This is a genomic window from Halobacillus sp. A5 (assembly GCF_024189315.1).
GTDB lineage: Bacteria > Bacillota > Bacilli > Bacillales > Halobacillaceae > Halobacillus_A.
This window is the reverse complement of record NZ_JAIZEO010000001.1, coordinates 210,629-234,031: the sequence shown is the minus strand read 5'-3', so window position 1 is coordinate 234,031 and position 23,403 is coordinate 210,629. Positions and strand designations below refer to the sequence as shown.

Annotated in this window: 22 protein-coding genes, 3 pseudogenes and 1 other annotated feature; all 25 genes and pseudogenes read right to left on the bottom strand. The window is 40.5% G+C overall.

Features of this window, described 5'->3' with window-relative positions; translation table 11 throughout:
* Positions 1–56: 56 nt before the first annotated feature.
* The gene (locus LF822_RS01190; RefSeq protein ID WP_253922134.1) at positions 57–623 is read right to left on the bottom strand and encodes a YhcN/YlaJ family sporulation lipoprotein; all 567 of its coding nucleotides are present in this window, start codon (positions 621–623) and stop codon (positions 57–59) included.
* Between the two features lie 70 nt (positions 624–693).
* Positions 694–1,431 (bottom strand): NAD(+) synthase, encoded by a 738-nt coding sequence (gene nadE / locus LF822_RS01185; protein WP_253922133.1) that lies wholly within the window; start codon positions 1,429–1,431, stop codon positions 694–696.
* Between the two features lie 34 nt (positions 1,432–1,465).
* Entirely contained in the window at positions 1,466–2,428 is a 963-nt protein-coding gene (locus tag LF822_RS01180) for an aminoglycoside phosphotransferase family protein (RefSeq protein ID WP_253922132.1), read from the bottom strand.
* Positions 2,418–3,620, bottom strand: a complete 1,203-nt coding sequence (gene safA, locus LF822_RS01175) for a SafA/ExsA family spore coat assembly protein (protein WP_253922131.1) — start codon at positions 3,618–3,620, stop codon at positions 2,418–2,420. Before safA ends, LF822_RS01180 begins: the two co-directional genes overlap by 11 nt.
* A gap of 671 nt (positions 3,621–4,291) precedes the next feature.
* Entirely contained in the window at positions 4,292–5,158 is an 867-nt protein-coding gene (gene pheA / locus LF822_RS01170; RefSeq protein ID WP_253922130.1) for a prephenate dehydratase, read from the bottom strand.
* 19 nt (positions 5,159–5,177) lie between these two features.
* Positions 5,178–5,627 carry an ACT domain-containing protein gene (locus tag LF822_RS01165; RefSeq protein ID WP_253922129.1) on the bottom strand — a complete coding sequence of 150 codons (450 nt, stop codon included), beginning with the start codon at positions 5,625–5,627 and terminating at the stop codon, positions 5,178–5,180.
* Between the two features lie 14 nt (positions 5,628–5,641).
* Complete coding sequence (obgE, locus tag LF822_RS01160) at positions 5,642–6,925, bottom strand: GTPase ObgE (RefSeq protein WP_253922128.1); 1,284 nt, start codon at positions 6,923–6,925, stop codon at positions 5,642–5,644.
* Positions 6,926–6,935: 10 nt separating this feature from the next.
* Positions 6,936–7,448: a Spo0B domain-containing protein gene (locus LF822_RS01155; RefSeq protein ID WP_253922127.1), complete on the bottom strand. Its 513-nt coding sequence runs from the start codon at positions 7,446–7,448 to the stop codon at positions 6,936–6,938.
* 166 nt (positions 7,449–7,614) lie between these two features.
* A complete protein-coding gene (gene rpmA, locus LF822_RS01150) occupies positions 7,615–7,905 on the bottom strand; it encodes a 50S ribosomal protein L27 (RefSeq protein ID WP_253922126.1) in 291 nt (96 codons plus the stop codon).
* A 13-nt stretch (positions 7,906–7,918) separates the two neighbouring features.
* The gene (locus LF822_RS01145) at positions 7,919–8,248 is read right to left on the bottom strand and encodes a ribosomal-processing cysteine protease Prp (RefSeq protein ID WP_253922125.1); all 330 of its coding nucleotides are present in this window, start codon (positions 8,246–8,248) and stop codon (positions 7,919–7,921) included.
* Between the two features lie 8 nt (positions 8,249–8,256).
* A complete protein-coding gene (gene rplU, locus LF822_RS01140) occupies positions 8,257–8,565 on the bottom strand; it encodes a 50S ribosomal protein L21 (RefSeq protein ID WP_253922124.1) in 309 nt (102 codons plus the stop codon).
* Positions 8,566–8,578: 13 nt separating this feature from the next.
* Positions 8,579–8,651, bottom strand: a sequence feature (ribosomal protein L21 leader region).
* A 35-nt stretch (positions 8,652–8,686) separates the two neighbouring features.
* Entirely contained in the window at positions 8,687–10,102 is a 1,416-nt protein-coding gene (locus tag LF822_RS01135) for a ribonuclease E/G (RefSeq protein ID WP_253922123.1), read from the bottom strand.
* Between the two features lie 13 nt (positions 10,103–10,115).
* Complete coding sequence (locus LF822_RS01130; RefSeq protein WP_253922122.1) at positions 10,116–10,973, bottom strand: site-2 protease family protein; 858 nt, start codon at positions 10,971–10,973, stop codon at positions 10,116–10,118.
* Positions 10,960–11,712 carry a M23 family metallopeptidase gene (locus LF822_RS01125; protein ID WP_253922121.1) on the bottom strand — a complete coding sequence of 251 codons (753 nt, stop codon included), beginning with the start codon at positions 11,710–11,712 and terminating at the stop codon, positions 10,960–10,962. Before LF822_RS01125 ends, LF822_RS01130 begins: the two co-directional genes overlap by 14 nt.
* Before the next feature lie 354 nt (positions 11,713–12,066).
* Positions 12,067–12,864, bottom strand: a complete 798-nt coding sequence (gene minD, locus LF822_RS01120) for a septum site-determining protein MinD (RefSeq protein ID WP_253922120.1) — start codon at positions 12,862–12,864, stop codon at positions 12,067–12,069.
* Complete coding sequence (gene minC, locus LF822_RS01115; protein WP_253922119.1) at positions 12,857–13,543, bottom strand: septum site-determining protein MinC; 687 nt, start codon at positions 13,541–13,543, stop codon at positions 12,857–12,859. Before minC ends, minD begins: the two co-directional genes overlap by 8 nt.
* A gap of 36 nt (positions 13,544–13,579) precedes the next feature.
* Positions 13,580–14,107 carry a rod shape-determining protein MreD gene (gene mreD / locus LF822_RS01110; RefSeq protein ID WP_253922118.1) on the bottom strand — a complete coding sequence of 176 codons (528 nt, stop codon included), beginning with the start codon at positions 14,105–14,107 and terminating at the stop codon, positions 13,580–13,582.
* Positions 14,104–14,985, bottom strand: a complete 882-nt coding sequence (gene mreC, locus LF822_RS01105; protein WP_253922117.1) for a rod shape-determining protein MreC — start codon at positions 14,983–14,985, stop codon at positions 14,104–14,106. The genes mreD and mreC overlap by 4 nt, the downstream gene beginning before the upstream one ends.
* 11 nt (positions 14,986–14,996) lie before the next feature.
* Positions 14,997–16,037 carry a rod shape-determining protein gene (locus tag LF822_RS01100; RefSeq protein WP_256521323.1) on the bottom strand — a complete coding sequence of 347 codons (1,041 nt, stop codon included), beginning with the start codon at positions 16,035–16,037 and terminating at the stop codon, positions 14,997–14,999.
* 152 nt (positions 16,038–16,189) lie between these two features.
* Positions 16,190–16,393 (bottom strand): annotated as a pseudogene (locus LF822_RS01095) (JAB domain-containing protein); the annotation flags it as partial.
* A gap of 103 nt (positions 16,394–16,496) precedes the next feature.
* Positions 16,497–18,271: pseudogene (locus LF822_RS01090) on the bottom strand (reverse transcriptase/maturase family protein).
* A gap of 559 nt (positions 18,272–18,830) precedes the next feature.
* Positions 18,831–19,343: pseudogene (gene radC, locus LF822_RS01085) on the bottom strand (RadC family protein); the annotation flags it as partial.
* Between the two features lie 171 nt (positions 19,344–19,514).
* Positions 19,515–20,345 (bottom strand): hypothetical protein, encoded by an 831-nt coding sequence (locus LF822_RS01080; protein WP_253922116.1) that lies wholly within the window; start codon positions 20,343–20,345, stop codon positions 19,515–19,517.
* Between the two features lie 205 nt (positions 20,346–20,550).
* Positions 20,551–21,306, bottom strand: coding sequence for a prepilin peptidase (locus LF822_RS01075; protein WP_253922115.1), 756 nt, complete (start codon positions 21,304–21,306; stop codon positions 20,551–20,553).
* A gap of 96 nt (positions 21,307–21,402) precedes the next feature.
* Positions 21,403–23,139, bottom strand: a complete 1,737-nt coding sequence (locus LF822_RS01070; protein ID WP_253922114.1) for a sensor domain-containing diguanylate cyclase — start codon at positions 23,137–23,139, stop codon at positions 21,403–21,405.
* Positions 23,140–23,403 lie beyond the last annotated feature (264 nt).

Here is a 23,403-nt window from a genome sequence, read left to right as displayed (position 1 = left end):
GAGCAATTCTTTATCCTATACCAATATATCACATATTTCATTTCTGCTTAAATGAGCTACTCTTCCTCATTCTCTTTAAAAAAATCTCGAATTCTTTCTCTTACTTTGTCAGGGGCTTCATCAGCAGCTCTTCTCGCATTTTCATCTTTCTTTTTATCCCACGAATTAATGTTTGTATATACGACCACAGGTAGATCAGTTACACCTTCAGCCTTTTCAAGCACTTTTTCTTCAATATCTTCATCGCGCCAATCGTAGGGGTTAACCATTACAGCAACATAGGCTTTCTCTCCATTTGTAAAGGCCTGGGTCATTGTCACTTCTTTTAATTCATTTACTTCTTGTGTAATTGCCATGGATTCTTCGTTGTTAAAAGAATTATCATGACCGCGTGTAGTTTCTGAATACTTAGACTCGCGCATTTCATCCTGACTGGATCGTTTAAAAAACTGATCCTCTCCAGTTGGTATCTGACTACCTTCTTTCTTTCCTTCATCTTCAGAGTACTCTATAGGCTGATAAAGCTCTTCACTCTGACTTTCTTCAGTTTTGTCAGGAACATCATTTGTACATCCACTCAATGCTAATACTAATAAAAATAAACATCCAATTTTATAATACATAAAAAACAATCTCCTTTTTCCCATACTATTTGAAAAAGGAGACTGTTTTAGTCTGTTAATATAAGGTATTTTATTGTGGAGGACCGGGAGCAATGGAACGCTTATGTTTCGTACGATTATGCATCGCTTCAATGATCTCTCTGTCTTTCTCCGGAATATTCTTTCCTTTTAAATGACGATCAATCATATCGTAACTTGTACCCATTTCATTTTCATCTGTCTGGCCTTCCCATAATCCTGCACTAGGTTGTTTGTTTACAATTTCATCAGGGACTCCAAGGATTTCAGCCATTTCCCTCACTTCACCTTTCGTAAGGTTAACGAGAGGTACTAAATCTACTCCTCCATCCCCATACTTAGTGAAGTAACCTGTATACCATTCAGCAGCATTATCGGTTCCTACCACAAGATAGCGGTGATTGGTGGCGACTGTGTAAAGGGTACTCATTCTCAGTCTGGCACGCAGGTTCGCATCCGCGATCTGTACGTGTTCTTCATTAAACGATTCACTTTCCTTTAACTTATTTACAATTTTTCCGAACATGACGGTGTGGGTTTCCGTTAGATCAACTGTCATTGATTGAATGCCGCAGGACTCAATAACTTTTTCTGCATGTGCTTGATCATCTGGATTACTCTTACACGGCATGATCACACCTAAAGAGTGATCAGGACATGCACGCTTAATTAAATGAGCAACCACAGCAGAATCAATTCCTCCACTTACACCTACCAGCAAACCTTTTACATTAGCTTGTTCTGCCTGCTTTCTTAACCATTGTACAATTTCTTCAACTTTTTGATTCACTTGCATGTTCATCCTTTCACACTCAAGATATTCTTTATCTTAGCATGAATTCTGTATAACGGACAAACGGTTTTCTTCGATTCCAAGCTGTTTCAAACTTATTCATATGACTGATCAGGGTACCATCGCCTTTTCTATACTTATTATAACCATACAGCCATTCACGGATCAGGTCTGCTGGAACTAAAACGCCTTTGAGCCACATCCTGGGGTCCTCCACTTGGCGGAATAACTGTAGAAAAGATGCCTTTTCATGTTCAAGAAACGGCAAATATCTATGAGCTAATTGAATTTCGTCGTAGAGTCTAGGGCCGACGTGGAGAAGGTCAAAGTCAATCATCTTTACTTTCCCTTCTGTATCAATTAAAAAATTGTGATGCGCCACGTCGCCATGCAGCCATTGTTGTCTTTCCCAGGCTGAATGTTCAATTTCTCCCCAGGGATGAAGCGCGAACTCATTAAGAAGACGTTCCGTCGTTGAAAAAACTTCGTTATAAAAATTTTGCTGATGATGAGTGATAAAAACGTCCTTCGTTTCTTCAAATTGCTGGAGTCTCCTCTTCCACTTTAAATATAAAGGATCGCGCGGAACAGAAAGAACCTGCACTCCTTTTGTGGAACGATGAAATTGTCTCAAGCAGTTATAAACCTTTAACCGGTCCTCCTCCAGTCCAAATTCGGCATGCCGTCCGTTTACCCAATGAAACAACCCCCATTCACAGCCTAGCTTGCTCACTGTTCGTTCACCTGTGGGAAATACTGCTGGAATTGCAGCTAAATCAGCTGCACGATTCCACTTTTTAAAAAACTCCAGCTGCTGGTCCAGTATGTTCGAACGCCGATAACCTTTTAGTAAATAACAGTTGCCGCCTGCCATAACCTTAAATATTTTCGGTTTAATTTCTGCAACTTTTTCTACTCTAAGATTTTTCCTCACTTCCAGCCAATGAAAAAGGCGATCCGTATAAGAATCGCCTCTGTTTAATTTAGTCCTCATCCTCGTCATCCTGCCAGGATTGACCATTTTCCCAATTGGTATATTGCTGAGGTCCCTGAGGGAAATAATCACCCATTTGTCCGTTTCCGTGCATCATTGGGAACCAACCATTCATATGAGGGGCCATCATTTGATGTGGAGGCTGATTTTCATGCCCCATGCTCATAGGTTTCTTCCCGCCACAACCACACCCGCCTTTTGAGTCACCCATCATATAAGGCTGATTTTCTGAATCATCGCCTTCATCCATTCCATGCATGAAAGGCATTGGCTGGTTCCCCATCGGCATATTACTCATTGGATGATTGGCCATCGGCATATTACCCATAGGGTGGTTCTCCATTGGCATGTTTCCCATTGGATGATTGGCCATCGGCATATTGCCCATAGGGTGGTTCTCCATTGGCATGTTTCCCATTGGATGATTGGCCATCGGCATTTTGCCCATAGGGTGGTTCTCCATTGGCATATTACCCATAGGATGATTGGCCATTGGAGAGGTCATAGGCTGATTCATGTGTGGGTGGTGCATACCCATACCGGGATACGGAGGGCACCAGAAATAATCCCAAGGTGTCGGATGATATGACATAGGCTGGTGATAAGGCAGCTCTTGAACCGGCTGTTGAGCTTTCTTCGGCGGAGAATACTCTTTATTTTCTTGGTGATCATGTGCCGGTTCGTTTGGCTTCACAGTTTTAGGCTGTACTGCCTTTGGCTTTACCGTTTTCGGTTTAGGTGCAGCTTTCGGTTTGGATTTTGGCTTTTCCGGCATAGGCATTTGAGGCAGGTGAAAAGTTGTATAATAATTCTGCATATGCTGGTCCATAGGCATTTGAATCGGCATATTCATTTGAATCGGCATCATTGGCTTTTCCATCATTGGAGCAGGCTTAGGTATGTTTTCATCTTCTTTTATTTTTGGCATTGGTTTTGGCTTAGGCATTTCTTTTTTAGGTATTTCTTTCTTAGGCATTTCCTTCTTGGGCATTTCCTTTTTAGGGGCTTCCTTCTTTGGTGCCTCTTTTTTTACTTGTTTCTTTCCTTGAGGAACTTTTATCTTCATGCCAGGCATGATCATATCAGGATTAGATAATTGAGAGTTCACTGACTTTAATTCCTCAAAGTCCACCCCATATTTTTTTGATATTTTCCACAGCGTATCACCTTTTTGCACAACGTGAATTCTCACAATTGCAACTCCTTTCCTATGATCTATAAAGTATAAGAGCATAATCGTTTCCTAACACTTTATGCAATGAAGAACAAAAGAATGATAAATCAGCCTAATGTTTTCGTCTACGTGATAGAACAAAAGCTCTATTGAAGACATAAAAAAAAGAGTTTAAGAAGTTAATCTTAAACTCTGCCATTTTTTTGAGAAACCATTGTTTACTTTAAAATGTAAACATTCCTTGCATAAACAAGAGGAAAGGGTTTTAGGAAACGACTCGCTTTCCAAGGGCGAACGGTGTGCCTCTTCAGGCTTATCAGCCCTCCAGGGTCACACCTGATTCGTCTCTCCCTTAGGAGTCTCGCCGTTTCCTAAAACCCTTTTCCGAAAAATGATCACTAGACCCACTAACGTTTATAAGTCCTTTTCTACAAGGCTATGTGAATCCAATGGCTCCGAGCGTCTCTTTCGATTAAAAAGAACTGAAAAAGTGACGACTACTGCGGGACAAGCAGACTGGAATGGCCACACAGGTCTCAGACCGAGGAGACTTCCCGACTGCCCCGCATAAAAGCGGCGCTTTTTCCAGTTCCTTTTTCTTCTCGTACTAATGAGGAAACCATGATTCACCTAAACTTTTTCAACCTTCTGAGAAAGTTTAAGATATTAATCTTAAACTTTGTACCTGTTTATTGGCAGACAGGTGAAGGAATATCAATATTATAGCTGGGGTACGTGCCAAGGAGCTTCAGTTGACATCCTAAAGCTTCGAGCTCCGCTTTCACTCCTGGGAATAAGACGTCATCATAAGGCTGATCAACATCTATTAAAAAGAAGTAATTGCCGAGCCCGGTTTTCATTGGTCGTGATTCAATTTTAGATAAGTTCATTTTCCTCCATGCAAATGCGGCCAGGACTTGATGGAGCGCTCCTACAAAATCTTTAGGAAGCGTAACCATTACTGTTGTTTTTTGGGTCGTAACCGGATGGTCTTTTACTTCCAGTTTCTTTGGTGTTTTCTGAACTACAGCAAACCGAGTATGGTTGTTATCATAATCGTGAATATTAGGGGTCAATATTTTCAAGCCGTTTTCTTCAGCAGCCAGGTGATTGCCAATCGCAGCAATGTGAACTCCTTTTTCAATAACTACTTCAGCAGCCCGCCCGGTTGATGCAGTATACTCCAATTCAGCGGCCGGATAATTTTTGTATAAATACTGATGACATTGTGCTATAGCATGACTGTGAGAGTATACATGAGTAATTTCCTCTCCATTATACTCAGGGTGCACAAGTAAATGCTGGCGAATCGGAACGGTTAATTCAGCGATGACAGACTGCTCCACTTGATGAATTAAATAATCAATGGTTAAATGTACGGAACCCTCGATAGCATTTTCCAACGGTACCACACCTGTATCGATTTCTCCTCGTTCCACCGCATCCAGGCAGGCCGGAATACTATCAAAGCTTATAAAAGATCCCTGATTAAATAAGGCATCCACCGCCATTTTTGTAAATGTCCCTTTTGGTCCTAAATATCCAATTCGTTGCATAGTGTTTAACTCCTTCTTTCTAAGCCCCAGAACTAAGAATCTCTACCCGATCGACAAAGTCCAATTTATGAAGCCGTTGTAGTAATTGTTCAATAGAATATACCATACCTGTAGTATTTAATGATAGCGTCACATTTGCTTTTCCCTGCAGAGGAATGGTCTGGTGAATAGTTAATACGTTGCAGCCTGATTCTGCTACTGCTGTCAAGAGGTTTGATAACGTTCCTGTACGATCCTCAAGATGAAAGAACAATGTAATCATCTGCTCTTTGACCATAGCCTGAAAAGGAAAAACAGCATCTCTATACTTGTAGAAAGCACTCCTCGAGAGACCGACCTGCTGTACTGCCTCAAAAATAGAGACAGCCTTCCCTCGTTCAATCAACGCTTTTGCATCAATGGTCTTTTTCATTGCTTCCGGTAATATATCACTCCGGACTAAATAGAATTTCTCATTGTAGTCGGCCATTATTCAGCACCTCATTAATCAACAAATTCAAATTCATACTCAAGCAGTCTGACGGTGTCTCCGTCTTTAGCACCGCGCTTCCTGAGCTCTGCGTCCACGCCCATGCTTCGCATTTGACGTGCGAAACGATTGATGGATTGATCACGTGAGAAATCGGTTTTTCGAAACACTGACTCAATTTTCTCACCGTAAAGAACGAAAGCCCCATCATCCGCTCTAGTTATTTTAAATGGAGCTTCTTCTTTCTCGTATTTATAAATTACTCTTTCTTCTATTTCTTCAATATCCTCAGTTTCCTGTTTAGGGAGCTCATCTAATTTATCGGCTACAGCATAAAGAAGCTCATCAATACCCGTTCGTGTAGCTGTAGAAATAGGATAGATGCTAACTTCATCCCCTGCTTTCTGCTTAAACTCTTCCAAGTACAGCTCTGCTTCAGGGATATCCATTTTGTTGGCCACAATAATTTGGGGGCGGCGGCTTAATCTTTCATCATAGGATGATAATTCATTATTAATCGTTACATAATCTTCGTAAGGGTCCCGTCCTTCCATCCCAGACATATCAATGACATGCAGCAAGAGACGGGTACGTTCAACATGCCGTAAAAATTGATGTCCTAATCCAACGCCTTCATGAGCGCCTTCAATTAAACCTGGCAGATCAGCCAATACGAAACTGCGGTGATCCTGACTTTCAACGACTCCTAAATTAGGAGCAAGTGTCGTAAAATGATAATCTGCGATCTTAGGTTTAGCCGCTGTAACTGTTGACAAAAATGTGGATTTTCCAACACTGGGAAATCCGACTAATCCTACGTCAGCCAACAGCTTTAATTCGACTTGAACATCCAGTTCCTGACCAGGTTCTCCATTCTCGGCAATCTCAGGTGCAGGATTCCGAGCCGTAGCAAAGCGAGCATTTCCACGTCCGCCTCTGCCGCCTTTAGCAATAACTGCCTGCTGTTTATGCTCAGTTAAATCCGCAATCACTCTGCCCGATTCTAAATCTTTCACCGTTGTTCCAGGAGGAACACTAATAATAAGCGGAAGAGAATTTTTACCGTGTTGTTTCTGGTTCATTCCATTCTCTCCGCGCTTTGCTTTAAAATGGTGCTGATATCTAAAATCCATCAAAGTATTTAATCCTTCATCTACTTCAAAAATGACGTCTCCGCCATTTCCTCCATCTCCGCCTGCCGGACCACCCATTGGGACATATTTTTCACGGCGATACGCGACGAGTCCATTTCCACCGTCTCCGCCTTTTACAAAAACCTTAACCTGATCGACAAACATATTCTCCACCTCATTCTATCTTCCATTTCAATGTAATTTCATGTGGCTGCGGGGCCGAAACCGTTATCCCCATACCTCTTAAATGATTTGCCAGATTTTCTGAGTTCATAAATTCTCCTGCCCACGTCCAGTTCAGCATCACATATTTATCCTCATTAAAAACCTGCAGTATTCCTTCATATAATTCATCAGATACACGATGTTCATCCATTTTAGTTAAAACCCTGCCGGCATAAGATATTAATTGATCATCATGACTTGATAAATCAACATCTTTTTCAATTAAATATGACAATTGGTAATGACTATGATTCCAATTAAAAGTGAGCAGCCAAAGTGAAAAATGATCAGCACCACTGTTTAATAACCGTCTTTCCTGCTCAGAATGTTCAATGATTTGATAAAGGTGCTCCTTCACTCGGTCCATCTTTCCCATAGATGCATATCCATGCACTAATTGGATTTGATTCATCCAGTCATGACGCTTATGCCTTAAGATATGTAGTACTTCGTGACTCTCCACAATCATCCGCTCCCCTTGACATTCCATAATAAGAAAAGTATAGCAAAATTGCGGTCAAACTGAAATGAAACTTAAGCAGTAAAACCGAACCGGAACTACTCCTATAAAATAAGCCGCGCATATGCGATGGCATAGCGCGGCTTACATTCTCGTATGAACAACATACTTACGCTTCCTGAGCAGCAGGATAAACGCTCACTTTTTTACGGTTACGACCATAACGTTCGAACTTAACAACACCGTCTACTTTAGCAAACAAAGTGTCGTCTCCTCCGCGGCCAACGTTTTCGCCAGGATACACTTTTGTACCGCGTTGACGATAAAGAATGGATCCGCCAGTTACAGTTTGACCGTCGGCACGCTTAGCTCCAAGACGCTTGGACTCAGAATCACGACCGTTCTTTGTACTACTTACACCTTTTTTAGAGGCAAAAAACTGAAGATCTAGACGTAGCATGTGTTCCACCTCCTTACAAGTTAGTAATTTTTATATATTCATGATAATCATTTTCGATGGTTTGTAAAGAAACCAGCATTCCTTCAAGAAGCAGCTGGGCTTTATTAAAAACTTCCTCATTTAAATGACGCGGAAGCTTAACTTGTAAATATCCGCCTTCGCCGCCCTGGGTAATGTCAGGCTCAATGTCACATAGACTGATAAGTGAATTAACAGCTCCAAAGGAAACTGCTGAAACCGCAGCACATACAAGATCATGACCGTAAGGTCCACTTTCAGCATGTCCCGTGATTTCGAACCCATTTATTAGATCCTGCGACCGGTACACCGATACATTAATCATCGTCCCGTTTACGCCTTGATGCTCTCAACAACAAGTTTTGTATACGGTTGACGGTGACCTTGTTTACGTTTGTAGTTCTTTTTTGGCTTATATTTGAAAACCGTCAGCTTCTTCTGACGACCTTGCTTGTCAACTTTAGCCGTTACAGTAGCTCCATCTACAAATGGTGCGCCAACTTTAGTTTCGTCGCCGCCTACAAAAAGAACCTTATCAAAAGTTACGGTTTCGCCAGCTTCTACGTTTACTTTCTCAACGTAGATCTCCTGACCTTCCTGAACTTTGATTTGCTTTCCACCAGTTTCAATAATTGCGTACATACCTGCACCTCCTCAATTTACTCAGACTCGCCATCCAGGTACCGTTTCCAGTTTAATAAACCTGTTCTGTGCGGTTGTAGCCTGAAGTGCTACTTGCATAACATAATGATGTTACCACAGATCAAAACAAGTTGTCAACAGCGTGACCACGGTTTTCAGCCGCATCTTTCACGATGTCCAGAGACCCTTCAAGCTCAATTTGCCAGCCAGTGATATGTTCATCCCGCTTAACAAACAGCTCCTGTGGAATTTTACTAGAAACCGGCTCTAAACGCAATTGTTTTTTCCAATCATATAAATCGGTATTTACCTTCAAGAGCACAGCTTCATGCTGATCGTTATTCATCAAATAGCGCTCAAGCCGATACCAGTGTGAGGGGATATTATATTCCTGCTCAATAAATCGAAGCATCTGTTCATTTACACTTGGAAGCTGACGAGTACGTGTTACTTCCATCAGCCCTAATTTAGTTACCCCATGAACCTTTGTATATACTGAATCCCTGCTTGTTTCTTTCCTCAGCCAGTCAATCAGCTTTTCATTATGATCGTTCCTTTTCATTGAAATGAAATCGATGAGAATCATTCCAGAGTAATTACGAAGCCTGACCTGTCTCGCAATTTCCACAGCAGCATGTTTATTAATTTTCAAGGCTTCTGCCGAGGAAAAGCTCTTGTCCATGTATTGATGGCTGTTGACATCAATTACAGTCATGGCCTCTGTGCTGTCAAAAATAAGCTGAACTCCTTTATTCGTTGTAACTGTCCGCTTGATAAGCTGGTCCTGCAGCTCATTTACCAGCTGATGTGTATCATTTTCGAGATTTTTCCGCCATTGTATTTTATTTAGAAGGCTTGGATACCGACGTTTCAAAGTTTGACTGACTTCAGCACTATCTACTAAAACTAGATCACACTCTGCTCCGTGCTTACGTATAAATTGATTTAAGATTACCTCATCAGACCATATCAACCCTGGTTTATCACTCTTCATGCAGGAGGACCATTCCTTCTTTAACATCGTCAATTCCTGGGCCACTTCCTCAGCATTTGTTTGGGAGGCTGTCGTTCTTAAAATAGCGCCTTCCCCTTTTTCAAGCACGCCTTCTATATCATATTTCAATTGAATCCCAAGCTGTTTATCAATTTTTTTTGAAACAGAAATTCTGCTGCCAAATGGCTGATAAATTACTGAAAAACCCGGAATCGTTAAATCAAGTGATAGTTGGGCCCCCTTGTTTCCGGTTGGTTCTTTAATTACTTGAGCATATAGATATTGTCCTTCAGTGATGGTCTGTTCAATGGACTCTTTGCACCAGGGTATGGAATCTTTTCTTAAGAAAGCATTCTTACCCTCCCCAATATCTACAAATGCAGCCTGCAGCCCTTTATGAATGGATTGTACTATCCCTTTATAAATAGAACCCGAAAGCAAGGGAGCCTCCGGGCGTGCTGCAGTATATTCGGTTACTCTGCCATGGTCTATAACGAGTCCGACCTTCTCGCTTGTCCTTGTATGTACCGCTAATGTTCTCATCCATTCATCCTCTTTAACTTGACAGATTTGAAATGTCTCCTAAACATAGCTTCGGACGATTTCTCTTCAAATAAATAGAAAGACACTCCTGTTCATCTACTATATACAAACCTTCTTCTCGTTTCAACACATAAAAATAATGACGATTGGCTCTGATGTTTGTAATAACAGCGTCTATCGTAGTTCGGGGGTCAACCTTTAAATATTTCACTTTTAATTCAGCTGTATCATGATCCAGGCGATGCAGTATATAACGCATAAACACGTACATTTGCCGCTTCCATTCCAATACGTTCTCTAATAATAGAAACCCTGCAAGCAAAGTTCCTGCAAGTGTCATACGTTCATCAAAAATCAGCCAGCTGACACTAATAATGATCGCAATAATCGAAATAAGTAAGGTTAGCTTCAAGCTTTTTTTAAAACTAATCTGCTGACATAACAAATAAAACAGAAGCTTTCCCCCATCAAGTGGCCAAACCGGAAGTAAATTCAATAATAAAATCATGCTGTTAAACGTAAATGCAGCGGAGAGCAGCGGATGAGGTCCGATAATCATAGTAAGTAATTGAAGTAATATAAAAATCCATACATGCTGGAAAGGGCCGGCAAGAGTAACATGCACCTGTTCCTTTACAGGACGGGTCGTATGCTCTTCGCTGACGACCTTCCCTCCCAGCAGCCAAAATTCTATATGTGATACTCTCCAGCCATGAGAACGTGCCGCACGATAATGTCCTAATTCGTGCATGGCTACAATGCTGAACAAAATAATAAACTCGTAAATAGCACCAGTAAAAAAAGCAGATAAGGCAAGAAGAAAAAATAAAGGATGGATATGAATAGAATGATTAATTTTAAGAGCCTTCATCAACTTTTATCACTTCAATCGGATCTAAATACTGCTTGTCTTTTTCAACCGCAAAGAAAAATTCATTACTTTCCTTTTCGTTCAGCGTGCCGATGGTATCATATGACGGGATATGTTCGTACAAATGAACATCTATAGTAGAGAGGAATCCATAAGTAGTATTAGAGCCATCTTCGTGCTGAATGATAATTGTTTTATCCGTTTCTTTGTCATTGCCTGCAAAGATAACTGTACCACTCTTGACCGCTTTTACTTCTTCTCCTTGTTCGGTACTCATAATAACTCCACGACCGTGGTTTTCGAATGGCTGGGTAACTACTCCATTTACGGGTAAGGCTGATTCTTCCAAAGTCGGACTCTCTTTTTGATCTACCAGCTGAAGCGGGCCTCCCAGGCGGTCATTATACCAGGCAGTCACTTTAGCAAAAGGAAATTCCTCCTGAAGCTGGTTTGACATCCACTCACGAGGTTTCTCAGCGATGCCGGCAGAGGTTTGTTCACTTGCAAGCACTGTTAAAAACAATAGAATTGAAGCAATAGCTTGTACACGTATAATAGATGAAGAATTTGTTGAAGTGCCAGTTATTTTATCCGAAACGACCAATGGAGGGTAGCCGTGCATCTCCTCATCCTGAGGGGCAGCAAACTTTGGAGTTTTAGCTCTGTGGATTGATTGAATTCCTTTCTTTCTTTTACGGTCAGCGATGTTCTTCCTAACATTGTGAATGTCTTTCCTCAATTTAGACCCCTTCTCTCTTCAACCATTTTTACTAATCTATGGTGAAAGAAGTAAGAATATGAATAGGTTCATTATGAAGAAAAGAGGCTTTCACTTACCATCAGTTTCATTAAGATTGCGGGTTAAAAAATCAGGGAAAACAGCCTTTGTGATGCCGTATATACTTTTTCAAGTAAATAGAGCTTAAAATGCTTTTATCATAATGTCAGTGAAGACCGCCATTTCTTCTCCTTTGTCTACTATATCTGCCAAGCAGCTTTAAGGTGAGTGGGGCAGTTCTCAAAAGCCACTCGCTCTTCTTCTGCTAAACTAAGCTATAAAATGAAAAAAAGCTGCGACCATGGTCAGCAGCATTCAGGCACGTATTCCAAAAAACTTTTTCACTTTAGCTAAAAGTCCCGGTTCTTCCTCCAGATTTAAGAGAGGGACCGACTCACCGAGAATCCGGCGGGCAATATTTCGATAGGCCAGAGAAGATTTCGTATCAGGTGATAAGGCTACAGGTTCACCGCTATTTGAACCTTTAATTACGGCATCATCATCAACTACAATACCTAATAAGTCGATAGAAAGAATTTGAACGATGTCATCTACATCCATCATTTCTCCTGACTTCATCATATGGCTTCTAATTCGATTAATAACTAATTTAGGCGGCTCCAGGTCTTCTTGCTCTAATAGCCCAATTATACGGTCAGCATCTCTGACACTGCTTTTTTCAGGTGTAGTGACAACCACAGCCTTGTCAGCACCAGCTACGGCGTTCTTATATCCTTGTTCAATACCAGCCGGACAGTCAATAATAATATAATCATACTCCTGTTTAAGTTCATCGATAATCTGCTTAACTGCTTCAGGAGTTACAGATGTTTTATCCGATGTCTGGGCAGCCGGTAATAAATGAAGGCAATCGAAACGTTTATCTGTAATGAGCGCCTGTTTTGTTTTACAGCGTTCTTCAACTACATCTACAATGTCATAGATGATGCGATTCTCAAGCCCCATAACTACATCTAGATTACGCAGCCCTATATCAGTATCAACGAGACAAACCTTCTTATTCTGCAGCGCCAAAGCCGTCCCTAAATTGGCTGTTGTGGTCGTTTTACCTACGCCACCTTTCCCAGATGTAATAACGATTGCTTCACCCATTAAGCATTCTCCTTTCAAAGCTTACTAAATCAGGCTTTTGCTTCATGACCTCCTGAAGGGGAGCGATGCGAATAGCCTCGTTCTTTTCATCTACGTACCCGCATTCAATATAAAGACCGTCTGAATCCTGATCAGGCGCACGTGAAATCTGACTGCCGATTCTAAGCTGATTCGGCTTCATATAAGAAGCTGCTATCACTGCACCTTCATTACCGGATGCCCCTGCATGAGCAATCCCCCTCAAATGTCCTAAAATGAATATATTACCGGAAGCCACAACCTTGCCCCCCGGGTTTACATCTCCAAGAAGAAGAAGGTCTCCTTTTATTTCTACTACCTGCCCGGATCGAACGGTCTTAGTAATTGGGGTGATTTCTGTATTTTCTTTCCAGGATAAGGCTTCATCCTTCGTCATAACATTTGATTCAATTTTTTCGACAACCAGCTTTTGCTTCTCACGTACAATTTCCCTCAATTTATCCTGCTGATCATCAGTTAAAAAACGATTGCCTAATTGAATAGTCACTCGAATCATAGGCTGATCATCGTCTACTCCATTCACTGAAAGCTTTTCTTCAAGCTCCTGTAAAATAGAGTCGTAAGAACACTGATCATTTAACCAAAGAGTCAAACCATCTCTTGTTCCCTTTATCGTTACCAATTGACTGTTAGCTGACATAGGACTTCACCTCAAACTCTGCACATTTAGACCCAACTACGCGCTTTGCCAGCGATCGGACCATTGTTCTACACGATTCTTAAACAGGGGATAAAGCAATACAAAGAAGACAGCATTCGCCAGGACAGTAGGCAGCAGTCTAAGCGTTGTGTAATCCCCCCAGTCCATTGCAGTAACCTGAACAAAAGAGTAGATCACATATAAAAGCATGTCTGCAATGGCTACACCAAAGACTGCCAGAAGTACTGAAGCGATAAAATTAGCGTGAAACCACTTCTGCATACCATGAATGACATAAGCAGTCATCGCGTAAGTTACCATATACACACCTAATACTCCTGTGTAAACGACATCAATAAGTAAACCGAACAGTAATCCATACCATACAGAATGATACATGTCATCTTTGTCAAAAAATATGGCAATGATCATAATTAAACATAGAACCCAGTGAGGAGTGACCAGTAATTCAGAATAAACAATTTTTGCAGGTAAAAGACTCATCGCCATACCTTGAAGAACCAGAAAAATAACCATGAAAACGGAAATCGAAAATCTTATCATTGGTCATCGCCTTCCTCTAGCTCTTCTTCACTCACAGTCTGCATATCACGGTCGACGACCATGACGTGACTAATATCAAATAGGTCAGCAAACGGTTCAACATAAGCGGTTTTTGTCAGACCCGACCGATCATTCTCTACTTCTTCAACTGTTCCTATACGCAAATCACTTGGGAACACTCCGCCCATACCGGAAGACATAACGACATCGCCTTCCTCTAGCTCTTCATCAAGACTAATTCCTTCTAACAATAAACGGCCGCTTTCACTATCATAGCCTTCTATTAGTCCAAAAGCATTGTCTTCATCTTCTCTGACTACCCATGAAGAAATCTTATTAGATTCGTCAAAACCACTTAGCAGTTGAACATTGGAGTGAAAGGCTCCTGCAGATTCTATTTTACCTACCATGCCTTCACTCGTAATTACAGCCATATCCTTTTCAACCCCGTGCTCTTCCCCTTTATTAATTGTCATCTGTTCAAACCAGCGGTCTGAACTTCGAGCAATAACGGTTCCCTGTATCGGGGTATAATCTCTCATCGATTCAGTCTTGTCCAGCGTGTCTCTTAATTCCTGGTTATCATTCTCTACTTGCTGATTTTCTTGAATAAGGCCTTTATACTCATCTAAACGAGTTTTTAAGACTTCATTTTGTTCATAAACATTAAGCATATCTTGTATATTCTGATAGGCATTATCTACCAGCTGGACCGGAGAATGAAAAACGGTCTGGACCCAGCCTACCGAATCTTGAAGAAATTTTTCAGGAACGGATAATTCACTGCGGTCCCTCATGGAAAATCCGATGAGTGCTACTAAAATAATAAAGCCGATTAATACAGTCATGAGCCTTTTTCTACGAAACAATGAGGGCATACTAAGACTCCTTAATCCGTTTTCGGACGGGTGGCAACATTAGGCTGAGACTTGAAGTGGTGAATATATTCCAGCGATTTTCCAGTCCCAATAGCTACACAATCCAGAGGCTCATCAGCAATAAATACCGGCATGTTCGTTTCTTCACTTATCACTCGGTCAAGATTTTTTAATAAAGCTCCCCCGCCTGTCAGTACGATACCTCGTTCCATAATATCCGCGGCGAGTTCAGGCGGTGTTTTCTCCAGCGTATTTTTTACTGTTTCAACAATAGATTCAACTGTATCGTTTAAAGCTTGAACAATTTCCTCTGACTGAATCTCAATGGTTTTCGGAAGCCCGCTGAGCAGATCACGACCCCGAATATCCATCGTATCATGGTCTTCTATTTTTCCAGCACCGCCTACTTGAAATTTAATTTCTTCTGCTGTGCGTTCACCAATCATTAAATTATACTGTTTGCGCACATGCTGAATAATGGCGTCATCCATCTCATCTCCCGCTACCCGAATGGACTGGCTTGTTACAATTCCGCCTAACGATATAATTGCTACTTCAGTGGTTCCGCCGCCTACGTCAACGACCATACTTCCCGTTGGTTCCCATACAGGAAGGCCAGCCCCGATAGCGGCTGCAAAAGGTTCAGCAATAGGAAATGCATCCTTTGCACCTGCCTGCTTAGTCGCATCAATAACAGCTCGCTCCTCAACCATGGTAATTCCAGAAGGTACACAAACCATCACGTTCGGCTTGCTGGCAAAGGAGGAACGATTACGTAGTGCCTGCTTAATGTAATATTTCATCATCTGTGCTGTCGTATCATAGTCCGCTATTACTCCATCCTTCATCGGACGAATAACTGATATGTAATTCGGGGTGCGTCCTATCATATTTCTGGCATCATTTCCTACTGCTTCAATATCACCTGTCTGATTGTTTTTTGCAACGACAGTTGGTTCTCTTAATATAACACCTTTATTCTTTAAAAATACCAGTGTATTTGCGGTCCCCAGGTCAATACCTAAATCTTGAGAAAAACCGAATAAACCCAATAATATCTTCCTTTCTTACACACACTCAATGTGTTCTCCATAATTCAATTTATCATGAGAAGAAGCGCCATATTATAAGAAAAGCCTTATAAATGGCGCTTAGTTTTTTTCATCTATTCAATTATACGAAAAATAATAAAAAATAGATAGTGTTATAGATATCCTTTTTCCTTTAGAGAAATGAATTTACGATCCCCTATAACTAAATGATCGAGTAGTTCTATACCAATCATTTTGCCACATTCGTTCAGTCTGCGAGTCACTTGAATGTCTTCCTGAGAGGGAGAAGGGTCTCCAGAAGGGTGATTGTGCACACATATTATAGAGGCAGCAGAACGTTTAACAGCCTCTTTAAAGTAGGGTGAGAACCCGGCGCCTTACTTAGTTACATAAACAGGTTTCCAAGAACTCCCCTCCAAACCGTACGTACTCCTCTCAGAGTATACGGCTTTCCATTTATCAATCTAATTTTCCATTGTGCAAATCACGGTGACAAGAAACGCACATTGCTATGGCTCTCTGCGTCTGCCAGTCCTATGTTGATCCCAAACTTTCTTACCCTTGAGATCTTTTAACTTAATTACGTGATGCATTTCTAAAGATACATCATACCTCAACACTCACGTTTTTCTGCTAAAAGACGATCAACCAAGCTTGTTCTGCAACCATAAGCAAAAGTTTTTTCATTTATATCTATTATTGAATGCTTAACATCCCTGTTCTTTTTCCATCCTTTGTTCAGTAAAATAAGCGATTTTTATACCATCCTTCGTTTGATATCGCACGCCAAAACTACCGTTAATACTAAATTTACTTATAATTTTACTAACCGTAGTCTTATACTTATTTGCATACGTTTTAATCATGCTGTACTTCATAGTCTGCCGAAATGATTGAAGCACGTGAACATTACTAGCTAAACGATAGTAATTGTAAAGGCCTTCAATCTCAGCATTGTATGTGCGAAGGATCTCTAAGTCATCGTTATGAACCAAGTAAGGACGATGGACAGGTTTCCACACGTTATTACTGCCAATTTTAAGCGCACCCAAATCTACAAGATTTTTGATATATTTTTCGTGAGGTACAAATAGTTTTGTCTGATGATTAATTTTTCTTTTCATTGTACCGTCTGGCATTTTCGTTCTTTGCCAAACTCTTGCAATACGAATATCATAACTAAGGAAACGAGCATTTTTCTTGCTGTGAGTAATCAACGTTTTTTCAGTATTGAGTTTTAATTTTAGATGAGTTGCCAGAAACTCTGTTAAATCCTGTTTTATTTGATCAGCCTCGTTTTTACTCCCTATAACACCTATGATGAAATCATCTGCATATCGCACGTATTTCATTCGAGGGTAAATAGGGTCGAAAAGATCTTTACTATCGTAACTTTTCAGTTCTTTAAGTCTCTCGGATTTTTCACTGTCTATTAATTTTTTCCAATCGCGTTTGTTGATGCGTTTACGTGCAGCGATTTTGGATGCGATCTTTTGATAGGTTTTGTTGTGCGTACGTTTTTCACCTTTATTATAGTGCCCAATGTATTGATCTAATTCATTCAAATAAATATTAGACAATAGCGGACTAATAATCCCGCCTTGAGGTGAACCACCATAAGTTTTCTGAATAACCCAGTCATCTACATAACCAGCTCGGAGAAACTTCCAAATCAGATTGATGAATTTCTCGTCTTTAATCTGCTTACGTAATAGTCCAATCAATATGTGATGGTCAATATTATTAAAGATACCTTTAATATCCCCTTCAATAAACCATCTAGTTCCCGTGAATGTGTTTCGTATCTCTTTAAGTGCAGTATGACAACTTCGATTCGTTCTAAAACCATGTGAATGATCCGTGAACTGAGGTTCGTAAATGCTTTCTAGGATGCACCTGACAGCCTCTAGTAGAAGCTTATCCTCAAAGGTTGGATAACTTATAGGTCTTAGTTTTCCATTCTTCTTCGGGATATATGTTCTACGAGCCGGTTTGGGCTGATACGTTTGATTTCTTAGCTTCTCAATTAAATTCTCAATCCTTGCAATACTCATACCGTCGATTGTATCGTTATTTATGCCTTTTGTGCTACTTCCTTTGTTTGGGTAAATCTTGGCATAGGCATCCAAGTAAAATTCAACATTATAAAGATTTCGATACAGTCTATCAAAATAATAGTTTTCTTCTTTCGCTTTGGAAGTTAGATTGCTTAATACTACTTTTGGATTTCTCATAGAGCCTCTCGCTCCTTCCCAATTTGGTATTAAGCTTGATAAACTGCTTTCCTTCGCCATGTAATAGGCTTTCCCTATCTCAGACTACTACGAAAGCTCCGTTGCCATATCAGATTTTCAGACACAGACTGTCATAGCCAAATCGGCTTTCTGACTTAGGCAATCCCCATTTAGACATTTAGAAACTCAGCACTCCACAGTTTCGGATATGACTTTCACTCGTTTCTTCTATATAGAAGATGGATGAAGTAGTATCACTTCATGTTTCTCGAAGTTTTTAAGAAACATGCATACTTCACACAGCGTAAATCGTTACCTCCCGCTGAAGGTCCCCGTAGTCCTCCTTGAGCTATCATTCAAGCAATACAGCTTTTATCCTCGTCTGTGAATTTCACCTTGCCTTTCAGTCGTGTCTTGGTAACTAGACAACTTAAGGCTTTTCCAACATGCTACACTCCCCGTTCAGTTTCCCTTACGGATAAGTTGGCTTATGATAGGGTAACACTTGTGATATTTCCCCACTACTTTGCTAAAGTAGATTTTCTAAATCCCCTTATGGGCGCACTACTTCCCTTGGATGAACAATCGAGGCATTTAAACTACCTATGAATATCGTCTGCCGGTGAAGCACCTGATTCTTAGTATTGAGGAAAAGACAGATGAAGTGTTCCTGCTTTAGGTCCCGCAATTCTTCCATTACATAATCTGCTCCATCCTCAGGACTTCGAATCACATACCTTTCAACTGGTTTCATTTGATGAAGGCGTCTGCCAAACTCAATTGCGGATAGAATAAGTACTGCTTTAGCCGCTCCTATGCCCTTTATCGCAGTAAGCTCCTCTACTGTTGCATCTTTTAACAGCATAATTCCTTCAAAATGAATTAGTATTCGCTGGGCAAGAGCTGTTACAGACTCACTTCGTGAACCACTGCCAAGCATAATTGCTATTAGTTCCTGATTAGACAAATGATGTGCACCATGCTTTAACAACCTCTCTCTTGGCCGGTCCTCTTTAGGGACGTCCCGAATCATAATACTCGACGTCGTTGTCAATTGGTCACTTCCTTTCATCCTATTTCCTCAACAAGTTTATTGAGGTATTAATAGTTTATTAAAAATCAGCTTATTGAGAGAAAGGTGACTTCTTAAAACTAGACAAAGAAAGTGAACCAATAACTGCTATTTTCTAATGACATTATTGAAAAATTCCAGATTATTTAATAACTATAAATGAAATAATAGTCATTTTTTCATCGTTTCAAAAGCTTGAGCTAAATTAAGCCAGCTAATACCATGATCCGTTTTGTCTGTCCAGACTGTAAGTGCCTTTTCGAGATCTTGATTTCCACCGGCTTCTTTCCATTCCGTTAATATCTTTTCTCTTTCTTCGACAGAAACAGTATGAAGTGTATTTTTTTCAAGGTGGTCAATGAGGTTTTCTACATTGGAAAGTTGTGACTCAGGCACATCTAATTCTCCAGAATTGACTTCCCATACTTTTAAATAAGTAGGAACGTCGAGTTCGGCCAGGTCATCTGCTGCCTTCTCGACACCGGCTTCACTGTCATCACTGCCTGATAATAAAAAATATTGATCCTGCTGCTTCCAAATAACTGATGGAAGCGATTGTTCCGTTAATTTCCCCTGCCATTCTTCTGCTGTTTCCAGACTTGTGAAAACCCCGCTCTGAACTACTTCTGTCGCGAGATGAGGTAATTCGACTGATAACATTGCAGCAGTAACACTTTCCGTCTGGGCACCCGCAGAGGTCTCCTCGATAGGAGGAGCTGATTCCTCAGTAACTGAGACGAATAGTTTCAACAAGAGAAAACCGAGTACAAAGCTGATCACAATGGCTGTCATAACAGATAAACTCACATACCTTAAAGAGAAAGGAGATAACCGCTTATGAAAGGATGGTAGTCTGTAAACTTTGGGAGGAGAAGCGGATTTCGCCTTTTGTAACTTTTCCGCATCGGCAGCTGCTTGTTCTTTTTTAGCTTGTACAATATCGTTGGGAGCCTCTCTATCTTTGTTATATGAAATGATAATTTTATTATTTTTTCCAGCCAACTTTAACCCTCCTTTTTCTTTTTTTAAACTTATCACAGCTTTAAGAAAAAGGACGTTGAATTTTGTCAGGCCCCTTCGACAATATTTACTTTAGAAGGGAGCTCCTGCTTTATGAACAGAGTTTAATAACCAGTTAATTCAAAACAAAAAAAGAGACTGACTATGAGTCTCTTTCCATTTAAATGAAACATTCCAACTAAATCGACTAAAAAAAGCTGGAAATGTACCAGTTAATTAAAAATTCACCGTGAAAAATAGTTATTAACCCCCCTGCAGCAATGTAAGGACCAAAAGGGATAGGTTTTTCTCTTGAAATGATTTTGCTCAGTAATAATACTATACTCCCTACCGTCCCTAATAAGGATGCAAAGAAGAAAGTCAGTAAGAGGCTGCTTGTTCCCAGCGCCAGCCCCAGTACAGCAAACAACTTCATATCTCCTCCGCCCATCCCCCCGCGGCTGACGATAATAATGACCAATGTTCCTAATAAACCCACAAGTGCCCCGGCTGCCGAATCCCACCATGGATCAGTTGGGGCGGCGATTCGATAAACAATGAAAAGCACCGTAAAGAATAAGAGGACTTTATCAGGGATCATCATATATCTCAGATCGGTGACTACAATAATGTGAAACATTGAAATAAGAAGCAATGCGAGGATAAGTGAGGGGTTAAATCCGAACATCCAGCAGCTGTAAGCAAATGCAGTTCCGCTGAATATTTCCATAGCAGGGTAAAGGGGAGATATTTTATGTCTGCAGTGCCGGCATCGTGCTTTTTGATACATATAAGATAGGACGGGAATAAGTTCATACCAGCTTAGCGTGTGATGACAGCATGGGCAATATGACCTTTTCCGAGTGAATAATTCTCCTCTGGGGAGTCTTAAACCAACAACGTTAAAAAAAGATCCAAGGACCAAACCCGCAAGAAAGAGGTATATAGTTAGTAATATGGTCATAGTTCACTCCTCATTATGTATTAATGAACACCCCCGGATGCACGGGGGTTTTCACATTTAATTCTGGATCCATGTTGGGAAAAGCAATCTAATAAATCACTCCGCAGTAAGTTTTAATTTTTCATAGCTTGCTACGCGGTTTCTTCCCATCTGTTTTGCCCCCACATACATTGCACGGTCAGCGTGACGCGTTAATTCTAATATATTTTCACTATCAGCAGGAAATGAGGCAACCCCAATACTAGCCGACACTGAAATAACAGCCGTCTTCTCGGCATCTTGTATATTCGCATAAGCCACAAATGGTGAATCCGAAATGGACGCCCTTACTTTTTCTGCTAATTGCTCAGCTTCGATATTAGTTACGTCTGGAAGTAATATGACAAATTCCTCTCCCCCATAACGAGCTGCCACTCCTCGTTCCCCAATTACGTTTTCCAGCCTTTTGGCTACTTCACAAAGAATCTCATTACCAGCTTCGTGACCAAACTGATCGTTTACGGATTTAAAGTGATCAAGATCAATGAGAATTTGGGAGACAGGCTGTTGCTGTTCTCCTCTGTCCCTGTCTTCAGCAATGACCTGAAGATAATTTTCAAAATAACGGTAATTGTATAAACCCGTTAAAGGACAACGTTCGCTCTCTGTTTTAGTTTTCTCATAGTGACGGGCGTTTTCAATAGCTACAGCCAGATAGCTTCCTAAAATGTTCAATATCATATACTGATATTTAAAAAAAGCACGCTGCTTTGCGGCATACATTGTAATGATCCCTACCGTTTTGTTTTGACGGGAAATAGGTATAGAAATAACACTTTCTGCATCTATAGGTGTGTGTGCGTTCTTCAGGTGATTCCATTTTTTCCTTGTATGTAAATGCATCCCCTTCCCATTTCTCCATGTATCCTTACTTATACACGGACCCTCAATTATATCCACGTCAGGGAACTGTAAATGGTTGGCACGGTCATAGAAACGAACCAGTTTCATTTCATTATCCGTATTAATATCAAAGATGAATAAATAATCCAATGGCAGTAAGTCTGTCACTCTCTTGACAAAGACATCAAGAACATCTTTCACTCCTAAACTGCCTGTTAATTCATGACCAATATCTCCCGTTTTCTGCAGATATGTATTGACCTGGCTCGTTTTATGGAATTGTCTAACCATGATAGAAATTAGAAAAAAAGGAAATCCAATTAAATAAATGGCAGAGGGGCCGATTTCAGTATAAACAAAATATAGCATTAAACCGACAGGAGCTACCAGCGCAGTAGTGAGTAATTCCCACTTTACACCCTGATCAATCCATATTAACTTTCTCTTATACAAATATCTTCCTATTAATTTCAAAGAGAGCTGGTTGACCACTATTTGAGTAAGGGCATAAGCAATAACCGGCACGGCATCAAAGCCGGAATTAAGAGCTTCATCCCCATGCCCTCCACCCAGCGAATAATACACTCCAGCTGTGACAAGCGAGATCAGAAGAAACATAACCATATTTAAAGGAATACGAAAAAAATTCGCCTTACCAACTTGAAGCTTCATCATGAGGAAAAGAAGAGAGATCTGAATCACAATAATTTCTACAAATAAGCCAAAAAACAAAAAAGCAGAGAAGCTGACGCCGTTCGTTAGGAATACAGGATGGTCACCCATAAGCAGAGGAAACAGAGCAACAATAGAGGCCAGAATAATAAATCCCGCGATATCTATTTTGTACTCTTCAAGTGGAAAAGAGGTATGGATGAAAACTATATACAGAGTCACCGGCCACACCATCAGCCAAATAATATAAACTAAGAGCTTCTTTTGTGTCGATATCAATAGAGCCTCACTCCTTCTCTTTCTATCAAATTAATTGTGTGGTCGTTGTTGATATTCTGGTAACAAAACAAAGCAAATTGTAGTTCAAGCCCCGAAAAATGAAGAAATGAATTGACATTGGCTCTAAGTTTAGAGACAGCCAATCGTCCCAGCCTCCCCATTATTCCGATAATAACGAACAATTAAAGTGTTATTAGTGCCAGAATATCAACAATACCATTTAAACAACACGTTAAATTAGAAATTTCTGATAACTATTATAAT

Bases quoted from the DNA above. Each gene is read 5' to 3' on its own strand.
- LF822_RS01145 (WP_253922125.1), bottom strand. From the start codon at position 8,248: ATGATTAATGTATCGGTGTACCGGTCGCAGGATCTAATAAATGGGTTC.
- minD (WP_253922120.1), bottom strand. From the start codon at position 12,864: ATGGGTGAAGCAATCGTTATTACATCTGGGAAAGGTGGCGTAGGTAAA.
- LF822_RS01165 (WP_253922129.1), bottom strand. From the start codon at position 5,627: ATGGCCGACTACAATGAGAAATTCTATTTAGTCCGGAGTGATATATTA.
- LF822_RS01135 (WP_253922123.1), bottom strand. From the start codon at position 10,102: ATGAGAACATTAGCGGTACATACAAGGACAAGCGAGAAGGTCGGACTC.
- obgE (WP_253922128.1), bottom strand. From the start codon at position 6,925: ATGTTTGTCGATCAGGTTAAGGTTTTTGTAAAAGGCGGAGACGGTGGA.
- LF822_RS01190 (WP_253922134.1), bottom strand. From the start codon at position 623: ATGTATTATAAAATTGGATGTTTATTTTTATTAGTATTAGCATTGAGT.
- mreD (WP_253922118.1), bottom strand. From the start codon at position 14,107: ATGATAAGATTTTCGATTTCCGTTTTCATGGTTATTTTTCTGGTTCTT.
- minC (WP_253922119.1), bottom strand. From the start codon at position 13,543: ATGTCAGCTAACAGTCAATTGGTAACGATAAAGGGAACAAGAGATGGT.
- rplU (WP_253922124.1), bottom strand. From the start codon at position 8,565: ATGTACGCAATTATTGAAACTGGTGGAAAGCAAATCAAAGTTCAGGAA.
- mreC (WP_253922117.1), bottom strand. From the start codon at position 14,985: ATGCCCTCATTGTTTCGTAGAAAAAGGCTCATGACTGTATTAATCGGC.
- rpmA (WP_253922126.1), bottom strand. From the start codon at position 7,905: ATGCTACGTCTAGATCTTCAGTTTTTTGCCTCTAAAAAAGGTGTAAGT.
- LF822_RS01130 (WP_253922122.1), bottom strand. From the start codon at position 10,973: ATGAAGGCTCTTAAAATTAATCATTCTATTCATATCCATCCTTTATTT.
- LF822_RS01180 (WP_253922132.1), bottom strand. From the start codon at position 2,428: ATGAGGACTAAATTAAACAGAGGCGATTCTTATACGGATCGCCTTTTT.
- pheA (WP_253922130.1), bottom strand. From the start codon at position 5,158: ATGCAACGAATTGGATATTTAGGACCAAAAGGGACATTTACAAAAATG.
- LF822_RS01075 (WP_253922115.1), bottom strand. From the start codon at position 21,306: ATGACCATATTACTAACTATATACCTCTTTCTTGCGGGTTTGGTCCTT.